The organism is Streptosporangium sp. NPDC048886, assembly GCF_055586905.1.
The window spans coordinates 193192-215344 of sequence record NZ_JBVJHH010000012.1 but is presented as its reverse complement, the minus strand read 5'-3'; the positions used below and the strand labels follow the sequence as shown (position 1 = coordinate 215344).

17 protein-coding genes are annotated in these 22153 nt (G+C 72.9%); 11 read left to right on the top strand and 6 right to left on the bottom strand.

Going from position 1 to position 22153, the window contains the following annotated elements; genetic code table 11:
* Positions 1–41 precede the first annotated feature (41 nt).
* Positions 42–1715 carry an aa3-type cytochrome oxidase subunit I gene (gene ctaD, locus ACZ6R6_RS17455; protein WP_470094446.1) on the bottom strand — a complete coding sequence of 558 codons (1674 nt, stop codon included), beginning with the start codon at positions 1713–1715 and terminating at the stop codon, positions 42–44.
* Positions 1716–2030: 315 nt separating this feature from the next.
* On the opposite strand from ctaD, the gene ACZ6R6_RS17450 reads away from it, so the two are divergent.
* The 11 genes from ACZ6R6_RS17450 (at position 2031) to ACZ6R6_RS17400 (ending at position 15703) form a co-directional block, all read left to right on the top strand.
* A complete protein-coding gene (locus ACZ6R6_RS17450; RefSeq protein WP_470094444.1) occupies positions 2031–3392 on the top strand; it encodes an FAD-binding oxidoreductase in 1362 nt (453 codons plus the stop codon).
* Between the two features lie 127 nt (positions 3393–3519).
* Complete coding sequence (locus ACZ6R6_RS17445) at positions 3520–5352, top strand: serine/threonine protein kinase (RefSeq protein WP_470094442.1); 1833 nt, start codon at positions 3520–3522, stop codon at positions 5350–5352.
* Positions 5353–5611: 259 nt separating this feature from the next.
* A complete protein-coding gene (locus ACZ6R6_RS17440; RefSeq protein ID WP_470094440.1) occupies positions 5612–6349 on the top strand; it encodes a TetR/AcrR family transcriptional regulator in 738 nt (245 codons plus the stop codon).
* Positions 6346–7929, top strand: coding sequence for an acyl-CoA carboxylase subunit beta (locus ACZ6R6_RS17435; protein ID WP_470094438.1), 1584 nt, complete (start codon positions 6346–6348; stop codon positions 7927–7929). The genes ACZ6R6_RS17440 and ACZ6R6_RS17435 overlap by 4 nt, the downstream gene beginning before the upstream one ends.
* An 8-nt stretch (positions 7930–7937) precedes the next feature.
* On the top strand, positions 7938–9941 hold the full coding sequence (locus ACZ6R6_RS17430; protein WP_470094436.1) for an acetyl/propionyl/methylcrotonyl-CoA carboxylase subunit alpha: 2004 nt from the start codon (positions 7938–7940) through the stop codon (positions 9939–9941).
* The gene (locus ACZ6R6_RS17425; RefSeq protein WP_470094434.1) at positions 9938–10741 is read left to right on the top strand and encodes an enoyl-CoA hydratase-related protein; all 804 of its coding nucleotides are present in this window, start codon (positions 9938–9940) and stop codon (positions 10739–10741) included. Before ACZ6R6_RS17430 ends, ACZ6R6_RS17425 begins: the two co-directional genes overlap by 4 nt.
* 91 nt (positions 10742–10832) lie before the next feature.
* The gene (locus ACZ6R6_RS17420) at positions 10833–12686 is read left to right on the top strand and encodes an acyclic terpene utilization AtuA family protein (protein ID WP_470094432.1); all 1854 of its coding nucleotides are present in this window, start codon (positions 10833–10835) and stop codon (positions 12684–12686) included.
* A 262-nt stretch (positions 12687–12948) separates the two neighbouring features.
* The gene (locus ACZ6R6_RS17415) at positions 12949–13977 is read left to right on the top strand and encodes a phosphotransferase family protein (protein WP_470094430.1); all 1029 of its coding nucleotides are present in this window, start codon (positions 12949–12951) and stop codon (positions 13975–13977) included.
* A 194-nt stretch (positions 13978–14171) separates the two neighbouring features.
* A complete protein-coding gene (locus ACZ6R6_RS17410) occupies positions 14172–14378 on the top strand; it encodes a hypothetical protein (RefSeq protein WP_306868227.1) in 207 nt (68 codons plus the stop codon).
* 145 nt (positions 14379–14523) lie between these two features.
* On the top strand, positions 14524–15375 hold the full coding sequence (locus tag ACZ6R6_RS17405) for a helix-turn-helix domain-containing protein (protein ID WP_470094428.1): 852 nt from the start codon (positions 14524–14526) through the stop codon (positions 15373–15375).
* Positions 15376–15442: 67 nt separating this feature from the next.
* Complete coding sequence (locus tag ACZ6R6_RS17400; RefSeq protein WP_470094426.1) at positions 15443–15703, top strand: hypothetical protein; 261 nt, start codon at positions 15443–15445, stop codon at positions 15701–15703.
* 140 nt (positions 15704–15843) lie between these two features.
* Here ACZ6R6_RS17400 and ACZ6R6_RS17395 read toward each other — a convergent pair whose 3' ends face one another.
* The 5 genes from ACZ6R6_RS17395 to ACZ6R6_RS17375 form a co-directional block, all read right to left on the bottom strand.
* Positions 15844–16512, bottom strand: coding sequence for a TetR/AcrR family transcriptional regulator (locus ACZ6R6_RS17395; RefSeq protein ID WP_470094424.1), 669 nt, complete (start codon positions 16510–16512; stop codon positions 15844–15846).
* Between the two features lie 132 nt (positions 16513–16644).
* Entirely contained in the window at positions 16645–18675 is a 2031-nt protein-coding gene (locus ACZ6R6_RS17390; RefSeq protein ID WP_470094422.1) for an ArnT family glycosyltransferase, read from the bottom strand.
* On the bottom strand, positions 18672–19880 hold the full coding sequence (locus ACZ6R6_RS17385; RefSeq protein ID WP_470094420.1) for a glycosyltransferase: 1209 nt from the start codon (positions 19878–19880) through the stop codon (positions 18672–18674). Before ACZ6R6_RS17385 ends, ACZ6R6_RS17390 begins: the two co-directional genes overlap by 4 nt.
* A gap of 158 nt (positions 19881–20038) precedes the next feature.
* Positions 20039–21433 (bottom strand): sensor histidine kinase, encoded by a 1395-nt coding sequence (locus tag ACZ6R6_RS17380; RefSeq protein ID WP_470094418.1) that lies wholly within the window; start codon positions 21431–21433, stop codon positions 20039–20041.
* Positions 21430–22134 (bottom strand): response regulator transcription factor, encoded by a 705-nt coding sequence (locus ACZ6R6_RS17375; RefSeq protein WP_470094416.1) that lies wholly within the window; start codon positions 22132–22134, stop codon positions 21430–21432. The genes ACZ6R6_RS17380 and ACZ6R6_RS17375 overlap by 4 nt, the downstream gene beginning before the upstream one ends.
* Positions 22135–22153 lie beyond the last annotated feature (19 nt).

Below are 22153 nucleotides of genomic sequence, written 5' to 3'. Positions count from 1 at the left end.
GGACCGGACGGCGGAGGCCCCGGGACGCCTGGAAGGGCCCCTCAGATCTCTTCGCTCGGGGCGGTCGGGTCGAGCTGGCGGGGCTGGGCCTGGACCCGGGGATAGTGCAGGTCGAATGCCGGGCGCTCGGAGCGGATGCGCGGCAGCGAGGTGAAGTTGTGCCGCGGCGGCGGGCAGGAGGTCGCCCACTCCAGGGAGTTGCCGAAGCCCCACGGGTCGTCCACGGTGACCTTCGGCGCGCTCTTGTGGGTCTTCCACACGTTGTAGAGGAACGGCAGCGTGGAGGCGCCGAGGATGAGGGCGCCGACCGAGGAGACCAGGTTCAGGCCGGTGAAGCCGTCGGCCGCGCTGTAGTCGGCGTAGCGGCGGGGCATGCCCTCGGCGCCCAGCCAGTGCTGGACCAGGAAGGTGGTGTGGAAGCCGATGAACAGCAGCCAGAAGTGCCACTTGCCCAGAGTGTCGTTGAGCATCTTGCCGGTCATCTTCGGCCACCAGAAGTAGAAGCCGGCGAACATCGCGAACACCACGGTGCCGAAGACGACGTAGTGGAAGTGGGCCACGACGAAATAGCTGTCGGTCACGTGGAAGTCCAGCGGCGGCGAGGCGAGGATGACACCGGTCAGGCCGCCGAACAGGAAGGTGACCAGGAAGCCGACGGCGAACAGCATCGGCGACTCGAAGGACAGGTGTCCCCGCCACATCGTGCCGATCCAGTTGAAGAACTTCACCCCGGTCGGGATCGCGATGAGGAAGGTCATGAACGAGAAGAACGGCAGCAGCACCCGGCCCGTCCCGAACATGTGGTGGGCCCACACAGTGATCGACAGTCCGGCGATGGCGATGGTCGCGCCGACCAGGCCGATGTAGCCGAACAGCGGCTTGCGGCTGAAGACCGGGATCACCTCGGTGACGATGCCGAAGAACGGCAGCGCGATGATGTAGACCTCGGGGTGGCCGAAGAACCAGAACAGGTGCTGCCAGAGCAGCGGGCCGCCGGTGGCCGAGTCGTAGACGTGCGCGCCGAGCTTGCGGTCGGCCTCCAGGACGAGCAGCGCGGCCGCCAGCACCGGGAAGGCGATCAGCACGAGCACACCGGTCAGCAGCACGTTCCAGGTGAACATCGGCATCCGGAACATGGTCATGCCGGGCGCGCGCATGCAGATGATCGTGGTGATGAAGTTGACCGAGCCGAGGATCGTGCCGAGGCCGGACATCACCAGGCCGACGATCCACAGGTCGCCGCCGGTCTGCGGGGAGAACGTGGCGACCGACAGCGGGGTGTATCCCGTCCAGCCGAAGTCGGCGGCGCCCCCGCTGGTGGCGAAACCGCTCATCGCGATGAGCCCGCCGAACAGGAAGAGCCAGTAGCTGACCATGTTCATCCTGGGGAAGGCCACGTCGGGCGCCCCGATCTGCAACGGCATGACCACGTTGGCGAACCCGGCGAACAGCGGTGTGGCGAAGAACAGCAGCATCACGGTGCCGTGCATGGTGAACAGCTGGTTGTACTGCTGCTCGTTGACCATCTGGAGCCCGGGATGGGCGAGTTCGGCCCGGATGACCAGGGCCATGACCCCGGCGATCAGGAAGAAGACGAACGAAGTGATCAGGTAGAGATATCCGATGATCTTGTGGTCGGTCGTGGAGAGCCACGACACGAGCAACGATCCCTTGGTCCTAGGCGCAAGCGTGGGCCGCTGTTGCACAGTGGTCACAGCCGGCTCCCTCCCGTCGGCGGCAGCAGGGTGCGGCGGGGCTCCTCCTGTCCGTCCACCCATCTCCCCCTTGCCCGGCTTCCGCGAAACAGACACCCCACGCAGAAAGCAACAGGCACCTACAGAGATGCCCTTTCCAAGAAATTTCCCTTTTATCGCCCAAATGGGTGTTCGGTGCCCACGCCTCGGCGCGTCGGGGACCCCGCGCCCCGGGTCGGGGACATCGCACCCTCGGCCGGGACGGGGCCGCTGCTCCCGGCCGCGCGGCGGGCGTCCTGTGGCGGCCACGCGGACCCTAGGCCGTAAAGTCCCCTTGTGACCGCTATTGCCGAACTTGTCGCTGCGCTGGCACCGGAGAAGGTGCTGACGGATCCCGATGTGACCGATTCCTACGCGCGGGACCGGACCTTCCTCGAACCGGGCAGGCCGCTGGCCGTCGTGCTGGCCGAGAGCCGCGACGACGTCGTCGCCACCCTCAGGTGGGCCGGCGAGCACCGGGTGCCGGTGGTGCCCCGGGGGGCCGGGACCGGGCTGGCGGGCGGGGCGACGGCGGTCGAGGGCGGCGTCGTGCTGGCGCTGCACAAGATGACGGCGATCAGGGAGCTCTCCCCCGCCGACGAGATCGCCGTGGTGGAGCCGGGCGTCATCACCGCGGACCTGGACCGGGCTGCCCGCGCGCACGGGCTGATGTACGCCCCCGACCCCTCCTCCTACGAGATCTCCACGATCGGCGGCAACCTGGCCACCAACGCCGGCGGCCTGCGGTGCGTCAAGTACGGCGTGACCCGCGACTCGGCGCTGGGCCTGGAGGTCGTGCTGGCCGACGGGCGGGTCCTCAACACCGGCAGGCGCACAGTGAAGGGCGTGACGGGCTACGACCTGACCGGGCTGTTCGTCGGCTCCGAGGGGACGCTCGGCGTGATCACCGCGGCCACCGTACGGCTGCGCCGGGCCCCGGCGGTCTACCCCGCGACGATCGCGGCCGAGTTCACCTCCCTCAGGGACGCCGCCGCCGCGGTCGCGGCGATCATCGCGGCCGGCTGCCAGCCGTCGCTGCTGGAGATGCTCGACCGGACCACGCTCAAGGCCATCGACGACTGGAAGAACATCGGGCTGGAGGAGTCGACCCGGGCGATGCTGATCGCGCAGTCGGACGCGGCCGACGGCCCGGCGGTCGCCGAGCGCATGGCCGAGCTGTGCACCGCCAACGGCTCCCCCTTCGTCGCGGTGTCGTCGTCGCCGCAGGAGGCCGAGGAGCTGATCGGGGTACGGCGGATGGCCTACCAGGCCAAGGAACGGCTCGGCAAGTGCCTGGTGGAGGACGTCTGCGTGCCGCGCTCGGCGCTGCCCCAGATGATCGAAAAGATCGAGGCCATCGCGCTGGAACACGACGTGCTGATCGCCACGGTGGCCCACGCGGGCGACGGCAACCTGCACCCCGTCTTCGTCTTCGACCACGGGCTGGCGGAACCGCCGCCCAACGTGTGGGCGGCCGCCGACGAGATCTTCCGGGAGACCCTGGAGATCGGGGGCACCCTCACCGGCGAGCACGGCGTCGGGCTGCTGAAGCGGCGCTGGCTCTCCCTGGAGACCGGGCCGGTCACCGAGGAGCTCCACCACGGGATCAAGCAGCTCTTCGACCCGCTCGGCATTCTCAATCCCGGCAAGGCCATCTGAACCGTTATCCCCTGGCCAGCAGCCCCAACGAGGGGACGAATCTCAACAGATCGCCCGTATCCCTGCCCACACTGGTAGCGTTCTACACCACCTAACACAATTTTGCATGCTTTGTCGGGGGGTCATTGTGGTGCAGCCGCTCTCGGCGGAGGATCCTCAACGGCTGGGCCCCTTCGAGCTGACCGGTCGGCTCGGGGAGGGCGGCCAGGGGGTCGTCTACCTGGGGAAGGGGCCGACGGGGGAACAGGTCGCGGTCAAACTTCTCCACCACGGGCTGGCGGCCGATCCCGAGGCCCGGACACGGTTCCTGAGGGAGGTCTCGGTCGCCCAGCGGGTGGCGCGGTTCTGCACCGCCCCGGTGCTCCACGCCGACCTCGCGGGCAGCCAGCCCTACATCGTGAGCGAGTACGTGCCGGGGCCGTCCCTGCGCCAGCTCGTCGACAAGGAGGGCCCGCGGCGCGGCGCCTCGCTGGAGCGGCTCGCGATCAGCACGGCGACCGCGCTGTCGGCGATCCACCGCGCGGGGATCCTGCACCGCGACTTCAAGCCCGCCAACGTGCTGATGGGCCCCGAAGGCCCGGTGGTGATCGACTTCGGCATCGCCAGGGCCCTGGACTCCCCCGGAGTGACCGCGACCGGGACGGCGATGGGGACGCCGTCCTATCTCGCGCCCGAGCAGCTCAGCGAGGGCGAGATCACGCCCGCCGCGGACGTCTTCGCCTGGGGCGTCACGATGGTCTTCGCCGCGACGGGGAGGCCGGCCTTCGGCGCCGACTCCATCGCCGTGGTGATGAACCGGATCCTGACCTCCGAGCCCGAGCTCGGCGGGCTGGAGGGACAGCTGCGCGACCTCGTGGCCGCGTGCCTGTCCAAGGACCCGTCGCTGCGTCCCACCGCCGAGGAGCTCGTCAGCCACCTGATGGGCGCGACGCTCGCCTCCCCGACCTCCCCCCGGCGGCAGGCCCCCGCGCCCGCCGCCCCGTCGCCCGCGCCCATCGGCCCGCCGCAGCACTCCGGCCCGCCGCACATGCCCCCCGGTGCGCCGGCGCCCACCGGCCCGCCCCCTGGCCCGCCGCACGCGTCCGCGGCCACCGTCCCGCCGCAGGCCGCCCGCCCCGGCGCCGCGCCGCGCGGCGGCCGGAAGGGGCGGTGGCCGGTCGGGCTCATGATCGCGGGAGTGGCCGCGCTGAGCGTGGCGACCGGGACCGTGGTGGCGCTGCAGGGCGACGAGAAGGCCGCGGCGGCGCGGCCCGTGACGTCGGCCTCCCCCTCCCAGGAGGCGGAGGAGTCGGATCCGGCGCTCACCCCGGACGAGCCGCCCGCGGTGTGGGAGTCCCCCAGACCCAAGAAGAGCCGTACCCCCGTGCCCTCGCCCCCCGTCCAGGTCACGGGCGAACCGGTCGCCCAGCCGACCCACCGGCCGGCCGGGCAGCCGACCAAGAGGGCGGGCGGGGACTCCGGGGACGGGAAGCCGGAGCCGAAGAAAACCGCGTCGGAGCCGCCGTCGGTGATCGAGCCGACGGACGCGGGCCAGGCGAGCCCGCCCCCGTCGGCCAGACCCACGGCCGAACCGTCCACGGCCAAGCCCACGCCGAAGCCCTCGCCGCCCAAGCAGACGATCTCGCCGCCCAAGCCGAACCCCTACACCCCGACCGGGGTCTGCGGCGCGGGCTACAAGGTGGTCGGCTCCCGGGCCCTGGGTGGCGCCGCGACCATCTATCTGCTCTACAACGCCGGCGCGGGCAAGAACTGCGTCGTCACCATGGCCAAGTACGTGGCCCCCGCGAAGATCAAGATGAACGCGACGCTCCAGGTGCAGGGCGGCTCGTCGGGGAGCAACCCGGGCTCCTTCACCGCCTACGCGGGCCCGGTACGGCTCGCCGCCGTCAAGAAGTGCGTCATCTGGGGCGGCTCGCACGGCTCGCTGTCGTGGAAGAGCGGCTGGAGCCACTGCGGCTGAGCCGGGCGGGCGGACAGACCGGCGGCGACGAGTGACAGGCAGCGAGTGAGCGGGACGGACCCGGACGGCGTGACGCCGCCCGGGTCCGTTCTCGTTCTCCGGTCTTCTCCTCCGGCCCCGCCGGTCTTCTCCGTCGGCTTTCGGGCCTCCGCCGGTCTTCTCCTCCGGCCCCGCCGGCCCGGCCCGCGTGCCGGGGCTCCGGCGACGGCCTGGCGGGAACGTCTGGCGGGAACGCGGGGTGTGGGTTACCTTAGCTGACGTGATCGTCAAGTCCGAGGTGCTGACCAGCCGGGGCAGGCGGACGCGGGCGGCCCTCATCCAGGCCGGGCGGGAGGCGTTCGAGGAGCAGGGGTTCGAGGCCGTGCGCGTCGATGACGTCTGTGCCCGCGCCGGGGTCTCGCACGGCACCTTCTACACCTACTTCGGCTCGCGGGAGGAGCTGTTCCGCGAGGTGGCGGGCACGGTGGTGGGCGAGATGTTCGCCGCCAGCGTGGTCGGCCCCGCCGTGCCCGGCGACCCCTACGCCCGCATCGAGGCGGCCAACCTGCTCTACCTGCGCGCCTGGGCCTCCAACTCCCGGCTGATGCGGATGCTGGAACAGGCCGCGGCCACCGACGAGAGCTTCCGCGGGCTCCTGCTCGAACTGCGCGAGGTCTTCGTGCGGCGGGGCGCCGAGGGGCTGCGCCGCCTGCAGGAGCAGGGTCTGGCCGACCCGGGGCTGGACCCCCGGCTGACCGCCGTGATGCTGGGCGGGATGGTGGAGCGCTTCGCCCATGTCTGGCTCGATCTCGGCGAACAGGCCGACGAGCAGACCGCCGTCGCCATGCTCTCCACGCTCTGGGCGCGGGCCATCGGCCTGACACCGGCGTCAACCGCGCCCGTCCCGACCGCGTCCGTCCCAACCGCGTCCGGCTCCGCCACGCCCGCCCCAGCCGGGGCCGCGCCTGCGGAAACGTCGCCGGCCGCGTCCGCGTCACCCCAGGGAGAGGGCACATGAGCCGACTGGACACCTCCGCGGACGACTACCTGGCGCGGCGCGAGGCGATGCTGGCCAAGCTCGCCGAACTCGACGCCGAGCACGCCAAGGCCGTGGCGGGCGGCGGGGAGAAATACCTCGAGCGGCACCGCAGGCGGGGCAAGCTGCTCGCCCGGGAGCGGATCGAGCTGCTGATCGACCCGGCCTCGGCCTTCCTGGAGCTGTCGCCGCTGGCCGGCTGGGGCAGCGACTTCCCCGTCGGGGCCAGCGTGGTCACCGGGATCGGCGTGATCGAGGGCGTCGAGTGCGTGATCAGCGCCAACGACCCGACCGTGCGGGGCGGCTCGTCCAATCCGTGGACCCTGCGCAAGACGCTCCGGGCCGCCGACATCGCCTTCCAGAACCGGCTGCCGCTGGTCAACCTCGTGGAGTCCGGCGGCGCCGACCTGCCGACGCAGAAGGAGATCTTCATTCCGGGCGGCCGGGTGTTCCGGGACCTGACCCGGCTGTCGGCCGCCGGGATCCCGACGATCGCCCTGGTGTTCGGCAACTCCACCGCCGGCGGGGCCTACGTCCCCGGGATGAGCGACCACGTGGTCATGGTGAAGGAGCGCGCGAAGGTCTTCCTCGGCGGGCCGCCGCTGGTCAAGATGGCCACCGGGGAGGAGTCCGACGACGAGTCGCTGGGCGGCGCCGAGATGCACGCCCGCGTCAGCGGCCTGGCCGACTACCTCGCCGCCGACGAGCACGACGCGCTGCGGATCGGGCGGCGGATCGTCAGGGGACTGAACTGGCGCAGGCTCGGGACCCCGGCAGGGGCGGTGCGCGACCCGCTGCACGACGAGGAGGAGCTGCTGGGGATCGTGCCGGAGGACCTGAAGATCCCCTTCGACCCGCGTGAGGTGATCGCGCGGATCGTCGACGGCAGTGACTTCGCCGAGTTCAAGCCCCTGTACGGCGGGAGCCTGGTGACGGGCTGGGCCCGGCTGCACGGCTACCCGGTCGGGATCCTGGCCAACGCCAGGGGCGTGCTGTTCAGCGAGGAGGCGCAGAAGGCCGCCCAGTTCATCCAGCTCGCCAACCAGGCGCGGACCCCGCTGGTCTTCCTGCAGAACACGACCGGCTACATGGTCGGCAAGGACTACGAGCAGGGCGGCATCATCAAGCACGGCGCCATGATGATCAACGCGGTCTCCAACTCGACCGTCCCGCACATCACGATCGTCATGGGCGCCTCCTACGGCGCGGGCAACTACGGCATGTGCGGCCGCGCCTACGACCCCCGTTTCCTGTTCGCCTGGCCGAGCGCCAAGTCCGCCGTCATGGGCCCCGCCCAGCTGGCCGGGGTGCTGTCCATCGTCGCCCGGAGCGCCGCCCAGGCCAGGGGGCAGGTCTACGACGAGGAGGGCGACGCGGCGATGCGCCAGCTGGTCGAGGCGCAGATCGAGGCCGAGTCGCTGCCGTTCTTCCTGTCCGGGCGGCTCTACGACGACGGGGTCATCGATCCCCGCGACACCCGGACCGTCCTGGGCCTGTGCCTGTCGGCCGTCAACAACGCCCCCGTCCCGGAGCCCGCCGGCTTCGGCGTCTTCCGGATGTGACCACGCCCATGATCAGCCGTCTTCTCGTCGCCAACCGGGGTGAGATCGCCCGGCGCGTCTTCCGCACCTGCCGCGACCTCGGCATCGAGACCGTCGCGGTCTTCTCCGACGCCGACGCCGGGGCGCCCCACGCGGCGGAGGCCGACCACGCCGTGCGGCTCGCCGGCGTCAAGCCCGCCGACACCTACCTGTCCGCGGACAGGGTCGTCGGCGCGGCCCTCACGGCCGGGGCCGACGCGGTCCATCCCGGTTACGGCTTCCTGTCGGAGAACGCGGCGTTCGCGCAGGCCGTGCTCGACGCGGGTCTGACGTGGGTCGGCCCCTCCCCCGAGGCCATCGCCGCGATGGGCTCCAAGATCAGGGCGAAGGCCCTGATGGCCGAGGCCGGGGTCCCGGTGCTCCCGGGCTTCACCGCCAGGCCCGGCTACTCGATGGACGATCTCGAACACGATCTCGACACCGTGTTCACCCGGATGAGCGGATCGGCGTCCGGATGGCGGATCCCCCTGCTGGTGAAGGCGTCGGCCGGCGGCGGCGGGCGCGGGATGCGGATCGTGGCGCTGACCGACGACCTGCCCGGCGCGGTCGAGTCGGCCCGCCGGGAGGCCGAGTCGGCGTTCGGGGACGGGACGGTCTTCGTCGAGCCCCTGCTGGAGAACGCCCGGCACATCGAGGTCCAGATCCTGGCCGACCGGCACGGGACGGTGTGGACACTGGGCGAGCGGGAGTGCTCCATCCAGCGGCGGCACCAGAAGGTGATCGAGGAGGCCCCCTCCCCGGCGGTCTCCCCCGCGATGCGGGCACGGCTGTGCGGCGCGGCGGTCAAGGCCGCGCAGGCCATCGGATACGTCGGGGCGGGGACCGTCGAGTTCCTCGTCAAGGACGACACGGTCGCGTTCCTGGAGATGAACACCCGGCTCCAGGTCGAGCACCCGGTCACCGAGTGCGTCTACGGCGTCGACCTGGTCGAGCTCCAGCTCCGGATCGCCGAGGGCGCCCGGCTCCCCGACGCCGCGCCGGCGCCCTCCGGTCACGCCGTCGAGGCACGGCTGTACGCCGAGGACCCCGCGCGCGACTGGCTCCCGCAGACCGGGACCCTGCACCGCTTCGACGTCCCCGGCGTGACCTCCCGCTTCTCCCCCGTGCCACGCGACGCCTCCGGCGGCCTCCGGCTGGACTCCGGTGTGGAGGACGGCTCCGAGATCGGCGTCCACTACGACCCGATGCTCGCCAAGGTCGTCTCCTACGGGGCCAGCCGCGCCGACGCCGTGCGGAGACTCGCCACCGCCCTGTCGAGGGCGACGATCCACGGCCCCGTCACCAACCGGGACCTGCTGGTCGCGGTCCTGCGCAGCCCGGCCTTCCTGGCCGGCGACACCCACACCGGCTTCCTCGCCGAGCACGGGTCCGTCCCGGCCGCCGGGGAGCGCGCCGTGGGCCTGTCCGCGCTCGCCGCCGCCCTCGCCCAGGCCGCGGCGGACCGGCGGGCGGCGACCGTGCAGGCCGCGCTGCCCAGCGGGTGGCGCAACGTGGTGTCGCAGCCGCAGCGCGCGGCCTTCGAGGAGGCGGAGGTCGCCTACCGGATCACCCGGGACGGCCTGCGGGCGGAGGGTTTCCCCGACACGGTCCTGGCCGGCGCCACGCCCGGCCTGGTCGTCCTGGAGACCTCCGGCGTCCGGCACCGCTTCGCCGTCGCCCGCTACGACGGCGTGACCCACGTCGACTCCCCCCTCGGCGCGGTACGGCTGACGCCGCTGGCCCGGCTCCCCGAGCCGGTCGAGCACGTGGCCCCGGGCTCCCTGCTGGCGCCGATGCCCGGTACCGTGCTCCGCGTCGAGGTGAAGTCCGGCGAGCCCGTCGTGGCGGGCCAGGTGGTCGTGGTGCTGGAGGCCATGAAGATGGAACATCAGATCACCGCCCCGGTGGCGGGCACGGTGTCCGTGCTGAACGTCGCGCCGGGCCGGCAGGTCGAGGCGGAGGCCGTACTGGCCGTGATCGAGGAGCAGGCATGAACACCGACGGGGGCTGGCCGATGGAGCGCCTGGTGCACAAGGAGCTGTCCGGAGGGGTCGCGACGATCACCCTGGACTCCCCGCGCAACCGGAACGCGCTGTCCGTGCGGCTGCTGGGCGATCTGGAGGACCGGCTCAACTGGGCGCTCGCCGAGGAGCGCGTGCGGGTCATCGTGCTCACCGGCACCGGACCGGTGTTCTGCGCCGGCGCGGACCTCAAGGAGCAGCGGATCGAGCCGGGCAACGCGCACGAGGCGCCGGTGACCGCCTCGTTCCCGGAGATCATGAACCTGATCTGGGAGAGCCCCAAACCGGTCGTCTGCCGGTTGAACGGCACCGCGCGCGCCGGAGGGCTGGGCCTGGTGGCGGCCTGCGACTTCGCGATCGCGCCGGACACGGCGTCGTTCGCCTTCACCGAGGTGCGGCTCGGCGTGGTCCCCGCGATGATCTCGGTGACCGTGCTGCGGCGGCTCGAACCCCGGGCCGCGGCCGAATACCTCCTCACCGGAGAGGTCTTCGACGCCGCCCGCGCCCAGGAGATCGGCCTGCTCACCCGCGCCGTCCCGGAGGAAGAGCTGGACAGCGCGGTCGCCCACTACACCGGCATGCTGCTGCGCGGCGGCCCCGAGTCCCTGGCGCTCACCAAACAGCTCGTGCGGACCGTGCCCACGCTGCCGGTGGAGGAGGGCCTGCGGCAGATGGCCGAGCTGTCGGCCCAGCGCTTCACCTCCGCCGAGGGCCAGGAGGGCATCGCCTCCTTCATGGAGAAGCGGCCGGCCTCCTGGATCCCCCGGTCCTAGCCGCCCCGGCGGCCCCAGGGATCCCGGCGCCGCGCGCCGGGATCCGCCGTCCCGGCCGCGCGTCCCGGATCCCCCAGCCCTAGGAGGCTCGATGCTGCGCATCGCCAACTGCTCCGGCTTCTACGGCGACCGGCTGTCGGCCGCCCGGGAGATGGTCGAGGGCGGCCCGATCGACGTGCTCACCGGCGACTGGCTCGCCGAGCTGACCATGCTGATCCTGGCCGGCAACCGGCTGAAGGGCCGCCCCGGCTACGCGCCGACCTTTCTCCGGCAGCTTGAGCAGGTCCTGGGGACGTGCCTGGAGCGGGGCATCAAGATTGTTTCCAACGCGGGCGGGCTCGATCCGGCCGGATGCGCCGGGGCGGTGGCCGAGCTGGCCGGCCGGCTCGGGCTGCCGGTGAAGGTGGCGCACGTCACCGGCGACGACCTGTCCGGGCACGATCTGGGCGGCGCGCCGAACCTCGACACCGGGGAGAGGCTGCCCGCCGCCCCGCTGACCGCCAACGCCTACCTGGGGGGCAGGCCGATCGCCGCCGCCCTGTCGGCCGGGGCGGATGTGGTGGTGACCGGCCGGGTCACGGACGCCGCGCTGGTCACCGGGCCGGGGATCTGGCGGTACGGCTGGCGGCCCGGCGACTACGACGCGCTGGCCGGATCGGTGGTGGCCGGGCACGTCATCGAGTGCGGCTGCCAGGCGACCGGCGGGAACTACGCCTTCTTCGGCGAGGTGCCGGACCTGGCGCACTGCGGGTTCCCGCTCGTGGAGCTGGACTCCGACGGGTCCAGCGTGGTCACCAAGCATCCGGGGACCGGCGGGCTGGTCTCGGTGGGCACGGTCACCGCGCAGCTGCTGTACGAGATCGCCTCGCCGCGCTACCCGGGGCCCGACGTGGTGGCGCGCTTCGACACGATCGAGCTGTGCCAGCAGGGCCCGGACCGGGTCCGGATCTCGGGGGTGCGGGGCGAGGCCCCGCCGGACACTCTCAAGGTCGCCGTCAACTACGTGGGCGGCTACCGCAACACCATGACCATGGTCCTGACCGGCCTGGACATCGAGGCCAAGGCCCGGCTCGCGCAGGAGGCCATCTGGTCCCGCGTCCCCAGGGAGTCTTTCGACCAGGTCCACGTCGAGCTGACCCCGCTCACCGGCACCACCCCGCCCGCGGGCCCGGTCCCCGGCGCGGGCGACGGCGCGGCGGGCGCGGGCGCCGCCCCGGCCGCCGGCACCGCCCTGCTCCGCGTCACCGTGATGGACGCCGACCGGAAGAAGGCCGGGCGCGCCTTCTCCTCCGCCGTGGTGGAGACGGGCCTGGCCAGCTACCCCGGTTTCTACGGCCTCACCCCTCCGGGCGACGCCTCCCCCTACGGCGTCTACTGGCCGACCCTCGTCCCGGCGGAGACGGTCCGGGCGCGTGTCTGGCTCGACGGCCGGGAGCTCGACACCCCGGAGAGCGACGGCGCGCGGTCCGGCGGCCGGGAGGCCGGCGGCGGGGAGGCCGGCCGCCGGGCGCTCGGGGACCCGGAGACCGGAGACCGGGTGCCGCAACGGGCGGAGCCGGGACAGGGCGGAGCGGGGCAGGCGGCCGGCGGCGGGCCGGCCGTGCGGACCGCGCTGGGCACGATCATGGGCGCCCGCTCGGGGGACAAGGGCGGCAACGCCAACCTGGGTGTCTGGGTCCGCACGGCCGAGCAGTTCCGGTGGCTGTCGGACCATCTGACGGCCGGACGTCTCCGGGAGCTGCTGCCGGCCACCGCCGGCCTGGAGATCGAACGCTTCGACCTCCCCAACCTCCACGCCCTCAACTTCGTCGTCCACGGCCTCCTCGGCAGGGGCGTGGCCGCCAGCCCCCGCCTCGACGCCCAGGCCAAGGCCCTCGGCGAGGAGCTCCGCGCAGCGCACACCGACATCCCCCACTCCCTCCTCCCGCCCCGGCACACCGGTTGACGCGACAGGGCCGGACCGCGGGTCTCCGCCACGACCGCTCCGCCTCACACCCCGGCGGGTGAGCCGTGTCCCCGTCAGTGACACGCCCGTGGACGACGCACCTCCGGCGCCGGCCGTCCCATGCCGGGCTCGCCGTACACGGACGGGAAGGGCGGGTGCGCGGCGGGCAGGGCGCCGGGAGGACGGGGCGAGGCTATTGACCCCCGCACGGGGGGATCATAGATTCGTCACGAACAGAACATCGTTCGGTTAGGGTGGGCACATGGTCTCCGCGCACATCGACCTCAACGCGATCGACTTCGGCGCGCTGGGGACGTGGATGGACGGCCAGGGGCTGCCGGGCGGGGCGTTCGAGCATGTCGGGCCGGTGACCGGCGGGACGCAGAACATCATGGTCCGGTTCGAGCGGGGCGGGGCGTCCTACGTGCTGCGCAGGCCGCCGCTGCACCCCCGGGCCACGAGCAACGAGGCGCTCAGGCGGGAGGCCCGGGTGCTGGCCGCGCTGCGGGACACCCCGGTGGCCGCGCCCCGCCTCATCGCGGCCTGCACGGACGAGACCGTCATGGGGGAGGCCGTCTTCTACCTGATGGAGCCGGTCCGGGGGTTCAACGCCACCGTCGGCCTGCCCGAGCCGCACGCCGGCGATCCGGCGATCCGGCACCGGATGGGGTTCGAGGCGACCTCGGCCCTGGCCGAGCTGGGCCGGGTGGACCATCGCGGCCTCGACGGCTTCGGGCGGCCCGAGGGGTTCCTGGAACGGCAGGTGCCCCGATGGATGGGCGAGCTGGAGACCTACGCCGCGCTCGACGGCTATCCGGGGCCCGAGATCCCCGGCCTGGAGGAGACCGCCGCCTGGCTGGAGCGGAACAGGCCGCGGAGCTTCTCCCCCGGGATCATGCACGGGGACTACCACCTGGCCAACCTGATGTTCGCCTACGACGGGCCCAGGATCGCCGCGATCGTGGACTGGGAGATGTGCACGGTCGGTGACCCGCTGCTGGACCTGGGGTGGCTGCTGGCCACCTGGCCGGCCCCGGACGGCGGCGGCATGCTCACCGGCCACGTCGCCGGGCTGCCCACCGCCGGGGAGATCACCGCCTGCTACACGGCCCTGTCCGACCGGGACACCTCGGCCGTCGGCTGGTACGCGGTGCTGGCCTGCTTCAAGCTCGGCATCGTCCTTGAGGGCACCCACGCCCGCGCGTGCGCCGGGAAGGCCCCCAAGGACATCGGAGACCTGCTGCACGCCACCACGCTCAGCCTGTTCGCCCGCGCCCGGAGCTTCATGTGAGAGCGCACCCGGAGCTTCACGCGAGGGCGCGCCCGAGGGCGGGCCGTACGGGCCTCACGGCCGGGCAGATCCCCCGCCCCTTACCGGATGGGCGAAATATGCGTAATTTGGTGATTGAAACCACCCTGCAACCTTCCAAACTCTAGGATTGCCCGCAATTGCACCATGTGGTTGGCTCGGGGAAGGATTCAGTCATGCGTTTGCGGTTCCTTGGCTCCACTTCGGAGGCGGGCGCCTGTCCGTCCCTCTACGAGACCGACCGCGGCACCATCGTCGTCCAGGGCCTCCACCTGACCGATGCCGAGGCCCTGTCCGACCTCCGCCACGTCCTGGACGGCGAGAGCGCCGTGGAGGTTCCCAGAGAGCTTCTCGTGGACATCGCCCGCCGGGTGGTTCTGTAAATATTGATCACGATTGGGGAGACTCCTATGGCATGAGCCGCCCACCCGGGTCTAGCCTCATGCGCACCATAACGGGAGGTCGCGTGAGCGAGCGGGCCGACAGGCACCGCCGCGCCCTGCCCGCGCGGCCGGCGAAGGAGAACGGGTGAGCGGGTTCCAGCAGGTCAGGAGCGACCTGGGCATGCAGCTCAGGCAGCTGCGCGAGGCGGCCCACCTGTCCGGCAAGGAGCTGGCCGAGCGGCTGAGGTGGCAGCCCTCGAAGGTCTCCCGGATCGAGAACGCCCGCCAGACCGCCACCGAGGACGACATCACCCAGTGGGGGCGGGCCGTGCAGGCCGCCCCCGAGGTCGTCGAGGAGCTGATCGACCAGGCCTCCGGGCTGCTGGAGCGGCAGGACTCCTGGCGGCAGCGGCACCGCAGCGGGCTGGCCGCGCTCCAGGAGGACATCCGCGACCTGGAGATGCGGACCACGCTGTTCCGGGTGTTCGAGCCGGGGGTGGTCATCGGCCTGCTGCAGACCACCGAGTACGCCCGGAGCATCTTCACCCGGATCAAACGCCTCTACAACGCGCCCGACGAGATCGACGCCGCCATCCGGGTGCGGATGCAGCGCCAGGAGATCCTCTACGACCAGAACAAGAAGTTCCGCTTCATCCTGCCCGAGGCCGTGCTCCGCTACCGTCTGGCCCCGCTGGACGTGCTCCGCGGCCAGCTGGACCGGCTGCTGGCGGTGACCGCGCTGCCGAACGTGGAGTTCGGCGTGGTCCCCTTCGAGGCCCCCCTCCCCTCGGCGCTGCTCAACGGCTTCTGGATCTACGACGGCGACCAGGTCGCGGTGCCCACCAGAACCCGGGACCTGATCCTGCGCGACCCCGACGACATCGCCTTCTACGAGCGGGCCTTCGACGAGTTCTGTGAGGTCGCGGCCTTCCGGGAGGAGGCCCGGGCGGTGATCGTCCGGGTCCTGGAGGACTTCGCACGACAATCCTCGGATTAATCCCCGCAATTGCTTGATTAACCTCCCAAGATCGTGCAATTCTCTGTCAAGACGGAGGTGAAGCACGATGCTGGACACGCTGTCTTGTCTGGAGAGGTTCGCCACTGCCACGCGGCGGCACGCCGACCTCTGCGTGCAGAGGATGTCGTTGGGGGACCCCGCTTACGTGAGCGTCCGCAACCGGTTCAGCAGCACGCTCGTCGAGACCGTGACATGCTCGCCGGACGGGGGCTTCATCACCTCGTGGGGCTACCGGCTGGGCAGCACCGACAACATCGAGGACGCCGCCGCGCGTCTGGCCTTCCTGCTCGCCGCGATGCCGGCCTGAGCACCGCCGCACCATGCTGCCCGGCCGAGGCCGCGCCGGCCCGGACCGAGCGGGGCCGGACCGAGCGGGGCCGGACAGGCGGGGCCGGTGAGGCGTCGCGGGAGGCCGGGGAGCGGCCCGCCCGCTGACCGCCGACGGGGTCAGGGCTCCGAGGAGGCCGGCTGGTCGGCGAGCGGCTCGGCGGGGAAGATCGCGGGGTCGAGACCGACCTCGCGGGCGGCGGCGACCCGGGCGTGGTGCAGGAGCCGGGAACGGGACATGTTCCCCGCGTGCAGGGTGTAGCGGACGACCAGGCCGTCGAGCATGCCGTCGATCCGCTCGGCCGCCCCCTGAGGGTCGTCGCAGACGAACTCGCCCCCCGTCACACCGCCCGCGATCACCTCGGCGAGGATCTCGATCCAGGCGCCCTCCAGCTCCAGCAGGATGGCCCGGACGTGCGCCTCGCGGACCCCGACGGCCCAGGCGTCGAGCCAGAGGATCCAGCTCTGGTCGGACCGGGAGGCCGGGATGTAGAAGCGCAGGACCCGGTCCAGCCGCTCGACGGCGGTCCCCGGGGCGGCGGCGATCTCCCTCAGCCGCTGGACCTCCGACTCGCTGGTGCTGCGGAGCATCTCGGTGATGAGATCGTCCTTGGTGGCGAAGTGGTAGTGGATCAGCCCACCGCTCACGTTGGTCGCCTTGGCGATGTCGGCGACGCGGGTGCTGGCCAGCCCCCGTTCGAGCACGACCCGCCGGGCGGCTTCGAGCAGCTCCGCGCGACGCTGGTCCGCCTGGTCTGCGCGGCTGCCGCGCGCCCCTCCGCTGTGCACGGCGCAAGACTACAGGCGTCGGGGCGCGCCGGTGCGGCACCGCGGGCCCCGGCCACCGCTGACCGGCCATCCGGCCGTCCCCCGCCTGCGGCGCCGGAGCCGCGGCGGGACCCCGGACGGCCGGGGCGCGCCTCAGCCGCAGCGGTAGAGGGTCTGGCCCCCCTCCGCGCCGCCGTACTCGGAGGGGGCGACGGCGGTGCAGTTGGCCTGCGCCCACGCGGTCACCTCGGAGCCGCCGCCACCGCCGGGGCCGCCGGGGCCGCCGCCACCGCCGGGGCCGCCGGGGCCGCCGCCCGGCAGCAGATATCTGAGCCGCCCGGAGGAGACGAGCTCCTTGAGCCGGTCCACGGTCATGGCCGGGTCGCTGCCGGTGAAGCCGCCCATGGCGATGACGGGCAGGCCGGTGGACAGGATGACCGACGAAGCGCTCTGCGCGCTGCCCACCGCCACCAGCCAGGTCGCGCCGCCCCGGTCGGCCGTCAGATACTCGGTCAGCTTCCGGTCCACGGTCCCGCCGGGGCCGCCCCGCATCCCGGCCGGCGGGCCCTGCTGCCCGTCCCACCGGTACCCGCCGGTCAGGCCCGTCTCGGGGCCGCCGGGCGGACCTTCCGGAAGATCGGCGGGCAGCCCCCCGGGGAGCGCGCCCCGGCCGCCCGTCTGGCCTCCTCCGGGGAATCCACCCGGGAACCCGCCTGGGAACCCGACCGGTCCCCGCATGCCGGCGGCCCCCGCGGGCCCCGCGGTGGGGTTGGTGCCGTTGACGGACGAGCCGAGCGGGGTCAGGGCGTAGGCGGCGGGCCCGGCCAGGCCCGCGGCCAGCCCGGCGAGCAGGGCGACCGCGGCGATCCGCCGCCGGAGCCGCCGGCCGAGCCGGGCCAGGAGCAGCCCGGCCGCCGCGGCCGCCGCCACCGCGGCCACCGCCCAGGCCAGCCAGGGCACGAAGTCCGGCGTACGGCGGAGCACCGTGAAGGCCCAGGCCCCGGTGACCGCGACGCCCGCCGGCAGCACCCACGCCCAGGCCCGGGACTCCTGGTGGGCGCGCCACAGCAGCACCCCGCCGAGCCCGGTCAGGGCGGCGACGGCCGGCGCCATGGCGGTGGAGTAGTAGGGATGGAAGGTGCCGCTGGAGAAGCTGAAGACCACGTAGTGGACCGCGAGCCAGCCGCCCCACAGCAGCAGGGCCACGCGGGTGCCGCGCAGGCGGTGGCGGCCGGCCAGGATCAGCCCGGCGGCCAGGGCGGCCGCGGCGAAGGGCAGGAGCCAGGAGATCTGCCCGGCCATGATGTCGTTGAACAGGCGCCCGGCCCCCGGCTCGCCGCCGAACCCGCCCCCTCCCCCGCCGCGCCCGCCGCCACCGCCGAAGACGCGGCCGAGGCCGTTGTAGCCGATGACCAGGTCCCAGACGGAGTTGTCGGTGCTGCCGCCGATGTAGGGGCGGTCGGAGGCGGGCCACAGGTCCACGATCACCATCCACCAGGCGCTGGAGACCACCAGGGCGACGCCCGCCGCGAGCAGGCGGCCGAGCCGCCGGAGCACCGTGCCGGGGGCCATGGCCAGGTAGACCGGGGCGAAGGCCGGCAGCACCAGGTATGCCTGGAGCATCTTGGTGTTGAAGGCCAGGCCGACGAGGGCGGCCGACACGACGAGCGTGCGCGTGCGGCCGGTGCGGACCGCCTCCTGGCAGAACCAGCCGGCCAGGACCAGGAGCAGGACGAGGACGGTGTCGGGGTTGTTGTCCCGGTTGATGGCGACCGTGATCGGGGTCAGCGCCATCACCAGGGCCGCGAGCAGGCCCGCGGCGTGGCCCGGCGGGCCGGGCAGCGCCCGCCGTACGGCCGAGTGGAGCACGCCGACGGCGGCGACGCCCGCGAGGGCCTGGGGCAGGAGCATGCTCCACGTCCCGAACCCGAAGATCCGCGCCGGCAGCCCCATCACCCACAGCGCGAGCGGGGGCTTGTCGACGGTGATGAACGATCCGGCGTCCAGGGCGCCGAAGAAGAACGCCTTCCAGCTCTGGGTGCCCGACAGGATCGCGGCTGAGTAGTAGCCGTTGGCGTGGCCGTTGCGGCCGAGGGCCCACAGGTACAGGACGGCGGCCAGCGCGAGCACGCCCCACAGGCCGGGCCGGGCCCAGCGCGGGTCGCCGGGGGTGCGGGAGGTCATCGGGCGGCCTCCTTCGTGCGCCGGGGGTTGAAGACCCACGCGCGGAGCAGGAGGAAGCGGACCAGGGTGGCGAGGGCGTTGGCGGCGACGACCGCGGCGATCTCGGTGGTGGTCGAGGCTCCGGGGATGAGGTGGCCGAGCAGGGTCAGGCCGCCGGTGCTCAGCAGGAGGCCGATCAGGAAGGCCAGGCCGCCTTCGAGCTGCTGGCGGAGGGCTCCGGCGCGGCCGGTGACGCCGAAGGTGAAGCGGCGGTTGGCGGCGGTGTTGGCCACGGCGGTGACGGACAGGGCCACGGCGTTGGCGACCACGGCGGGCACCACCAGCCGCAGGGTGACGAACAGGGCCAGGTGCGCCAGCGTGCTGATCACCCCGATGACGGCGAAGCTGGGCAGCTGCCGGGCCATGCCGGTGGGGAGCCGGGCCTTCTGGACCCGTGGCGGCACCGGGATGCGGGCCGCGCCCGACAGGGTCTTCCGCGCCACCCTGGCCATCCCCCGCAGGTCGTCCATGGCCGTCCTGGCGATGTCCACCCGGCTGTCGGGGTCGTCCACCCAGTCGACGGGCACCTCGTGGATGCGCAGGCCGTGCCGTTCGGCCAGGAGCAGCAGCTCGGTGTCGAAGAACCACTCCTCGTCCTCGACGGCGGGCAGCAGCGCCTGGGCGATCTCGGTGCGGGCGGCCTTGAAGCCGCACTGGGCGTCGGAGAAGCCGGCGCCCATCGCCGAGCGCAGCAGCAGGTTGTAGCTCCTCGAGATGAACTCCCGCTTCGGCCCGCGGACCACGTTGGCGCCTTTGGACAGCCGGGTCCCGATGGCCAGGTCGCTGTGGCCCGACAGCAGCGGGGCCACCAGCGGCAGGAAGGCGTCCAGGTCGGTGGACAGGTCCACGTCCATGTAGCTGACCACGTCGGCGTCGCTGCCGTACCAGACCCGGCGCAGCGCCCGTCCCCGTCCCTTGGCGTCCAGGTGGACGGCGCGCACGTGGGGCAGCTCGCGGCCGAGGCCGGTGGCTATCGTCCAGGTGGCGTCGGTGCTGGCGTTGTCGGCGATCGTGATGCGGAAGCCGTACGGGAAGGTGCCCGTGAGGTAGGCGTGCAGGCGGCGGACGCTCTCGGCGAGCACCCGCTGCTCGTTGTGCACGGGGACCACGATCTCGACCAGCCGGGTGCGTGGCGGTGCCGTCAACTGCTTCACGCTTCCCCCCATGAGTAGCGACTCGGATCTCTCATGGGCTCAGGCTCCTGAAGTGATCTTGACTGGACCTGAGGCGACCATTAAGGCCCCGTGAGAAAACCGAAGGGACCCCAGGATGATCGGAGGCTCTTGGAAACGACTGGTGTACGGGGATTTCCGGGGAGGGGCGGTCAGCTCCGGCCGGCGGAGCCGGGCAGGCGCATCCGGGCGAGGGTCCCGCCGCCGGCGGCGTTCTCCAGGGCGACCTCTCCGCCGGCCTCCCGTACGGCCTGCGCCACGATGGCCAGCCCCAGCCCGGAGCCGGGCATGCTCCGGGCCGAGGAGGACCGCCAGAACCGGTCGAACACGTAGGGCAGCTCGTCATGCGGGATGCCGGGGCCGTGGTCCCGCACGGTCAGCTCGCCGTCGCGCAGCTCTACGGTCACCGGGCCGGTGGCGAACTTCACCGCGTTGTCCAGCAGGTTCACCACCGCCCGCTCCAGCGCGGCCTGGTCCCCGTGGACGTACCAGGGCTCGAGGCCGACCTCCATCGGGGTGTCGGGGGCGCGGAGCCGGGCCCGGCGCACGGCCGACTCGACCACGTCGTGGAGGGCGACCTCGACGTGCGGCTCGTGCTCGTCCTCCGGCCGGGAGAGCTGCAGCAGGTCCCCGACCAGGGTGGACATCTCCTCGAACTGGGCCTTGAGGTTGGTCAGCAGCCTGCGCTTGGGCTCCGGGGCGAGTGGGCGGCCGGTGTTCTCGCTGCGCAGCAGCAGGTCGACGTTGGTGCGCAGGCTGGTGAGCGGGGTGCGCAGCTCGTGCCCGGCGTCGGCGATCAGCCGCCGCTGACGCTCCCGGGACCCGGCCAGCGCGCTGGTCATCGCGTTGAACGAGGTGCCGAGCCGGGCGATCTCGTCGGTGCCCTCGACCGGGATCCTGGTGCCCAGGTCCTCGGTCCTGGCGACGTGCTCGACGGCCTCGGTCAGGCGGCCGACCGGGCGCAGCGCCGTGCGGGAGATGAGCAGGCCGGCCAGGGCCGCGCCCAGGACGCCGAGCGCGGCGACCCCCGACAGGATGCCCGCCAGCCAGGTCAGCGTCGACTCGGTCTGGGCCAGCGACCGTGACTCCATCATCGCGACGCCGGGCGCGACGTTCTCGGTCCGCACCAGCACCGGCTCACCGGTGTCGGTGACGCCGTCGCGCAGCCTGCCCCGCTCCGGCCCGCCGGCGGCCACCTCCCGGTCCGCCCCGGTCACCGCGACCGCCGTCTGGCCCAGCACGCACCGCCGGCCGTCCGAATAGACGAGCTGTACCAGGGGCACGAAGGGCCGCAGCCCGTCGCCGCCGACGGGGGAGGTCCGCCCCGCGGCGCACATCTCGAGAATCCTGGACGCGTCCCGGTCCTTCGGGTCCTGTCCGGGCGGGCCTCCCCTCGGGGGGCCCTGGAGCGTCCGCTCCACCTGGGCGTAGAGCTGGTCGCGGACGATGAGCCAGCACGTCCCGGCGCAGGCCGCGATGGCCAGGGCCACGGCCACGGTGATCAGGGCGGTGAGCCGGGAGCGCAGGGAGCGGCGGCGTCCGCTCACGGGGAGGTCCGCAGCACGTAGCCGACGCCCCGGACGGTGTGGATCAGCCGGGGACGCCCGGCGGTCTCGGTCTTGCGGCGCAGGTACATGACGTAGACGTCGAGGGAGTTGGAGGACGGCTCGAAGTCGAAGCCCCACACCTCGCTGAGGATCTGCTCGCGGGTGAGCACCTGGCGGGGGTGGACCATGAACAGCTCCAGCAGGAGATATTCGGTCCGGGTCAGCTCCAGCCGCTCACCCGCGCGGGTGACCTCACGGCTGGCGGTGTCCATCCGCAGGTCGCCGTGGGCCAGCACGCCGTCGCCGGCGGCGGGCGCGGACAGGGCGCCGCGCCGCAGCAGCGCCCTGACCCGGGCCAGCAGCTCGTCCAGCTCGAACGGCTTGACCAGGTAGTCGTCGGCCCCCGCGTCCAGCCCCGACACCCGGTCGCCCACGGCGTCACGGGCGGTGAGCATGAGCACCGGCACGTGGTTGCCGGCGGCCCGGAGCCGGCGGCAGGCGGTCAGCCCGTCGAGACGGGGCATCATCACGTCGAGCAGGACCAGGTCGTACGGCTCGCGCTCCAGGATCTCCAGCGCGGCCTGCCCGTCGCAGGCCAGGCCGGCCCGGTATCCCTCGTACTCCAGGCTGCTCTGCAGCGCTTCCCTGAGCGCGGGCTCGTCGTCCACGACCAGCACGCGCGCCGCCTCACCGTCGCCCATGCCCCCACGCTAGAGGCTC